The sequence below is a fragment of the Kitasatospora sp. NPDC047058 genome (assembly GCF_040643935.1).
Lineage (GTDB): Bacteria > Actinomycetota > Actinomycetes > Streptomycetales > Streptomycetaceae > Kitasatospora.
Genome location: NZ_JBEYVJ010000856.1, coordinates 1 through 1,451, shown reverse-complemented (window position 1 = coordinate 1,451; position 1,451 = coordinate 1). Strand labels below are relative to the sequence as shown.

At 75.3% G+C, this 1,451-nt stretch carries 1 protein-coding gene and 1 pseudogene; one reads left to right on the top strand and one right to left on the bottom strand.

From position 1 onward, the window contains the following. Positions 1 to 326, top strand: a pseudogene (locus ABZ885_RS41110) (hypothetical protein); the annotation flags it as partial. Positions 327 to 435: 109 nt separating this feature from the next. Here ABZ885_RS41110 and ABZ885_RS41105 read toward each other — a convergent pair. Beyond that, positions 436 to 1,236, bottom strand: coding sequence for a thioesterase family protein (locus tag ABZ885_RS41105; RefSeq protein ID WP_360200317.1), 801 nt, complete (start codon positions 1,234 to 1,236; stop codon positions 436 to 438). Between the last annotated feature and the right edge of the window lie 215 nt (positions 1,237 to 1,451).

The window sequence follows — 1,451 nt, the reverse complement described above, 5'->3', positions numbered from 1 at the left end:
CAGGCATCCGTACCGTGTGGGATAGGTCACTCTGGAAAGCAGGGCAGGACCCCCGGCGAGGGAGCCGGTGGACACCCGCGGCCTTCGACTTCCACGCCGCCGAGGGCCGCTCCTGGCGCCTCACGCTCGACGGCGACGGCGCCCGGACCGCCCCTCTGCTTGCCGCCACCGGCGGCGAGGGCCCGGACGCCGCCGACGTCTCCGCCCACGCCACGGCCGGTGAGCTGATCCTCTTCCTCTACGACCGCATCCAGGCGGCCGACGTGCGGATCGACGGCGACGCCGGGCTGTTCGACCTGCTCCGCGACTGGGAGCCGGAGAACTAAAGGCTCACGGGGCGCCGGCTGCGCGCCCCGGCCCGCCGGAACACCGGCAGCGCCCTCGGGCCCGCGCGAGCGGGCCTGAGGGCGCGTCGCGTCGGACGGGAAGCCGGGCTCAGGTGCCGGGCAGCGGCCGGACGGTGAGGATCTGCTCGGCGTGGCCCACCGGGCCGTCCAGGTCGTGCAGCACGGAGCCGGTGCGGCCGTGGCCGGCCGGGCCGAAGCTGACGGTGGTGTCCAGGCCGGTCCACGGCCCCCGGGGCTGCCGGTGGAGGTGGATCGTCAGGTCGACGTTGGGGAAGATCCACGCGGTGGGCGGCTGCTGCACGGCGATGCCGTTGGCCGTGTCCACCAGGGCGAGGTAGGACGCGAGCGGGCTGACCGGCTCGCCGGCGACCAGGGCCACCCGGCTGGAGATCCAGGCGACGGCGCGCCCCGGCCCGGCCGAAGCGTGGCGGACCTCGATGGACGAGATGTAGCCGCCGTCCCACTGTTCGCCCATGTCCCACGGGGCGAGGGCCTCCGGAGGGGCGATCCGTTCGTCGGGGCTGTCGGCGACGGCGCCGGTGTCGCCCACGGCGAGCAGCCAGGCGCGGGCCCGCACCACCGGCCGGCCGGCGACGAGGGCGACGGCCTCCAGCAGTTCGATGGTGCGGCCCGGCCGCACGCTCTCCACCCTGATCTCGCACTCGTCGAGGGGGATCCGACCGAGGATGTCGTAGCTGATCCGCGCCAGGGCCAGCCCGTCGTCCGCCCGCGCGGCGCGGAAGCGGTCGATCGCGTGGACGATCAGGCCCGCCAGCGGGCTGAAGTGCTGTTCGTCGCTGTGCCAGGCGCCCCCCGCGTGGGCCGTGGGCTTGTAGCGGTGTTCGTCCGTCCGCTCGTAGTAGCTGTCGGGCGCGACGGTGCTGGTCACGGGGTGGTTCTCCTCGGGCGGTTCGCAGGGCGCGGGACACGACGGGGCGCTTGATCGTGCGGGTGCCCGCGTTGAGGATCGTAGGGGGCCGAACCGCCGGGGAGCCGAAAGGGTGACGGACACCACAGCCCGCCGGGGCGGCCGCGGCCGCGCGGGGGAGGAGGAGTTCCTGGCCGAGGGGTGGCGGCGCACCGAGCACCGGGTCGGCCCGTTCT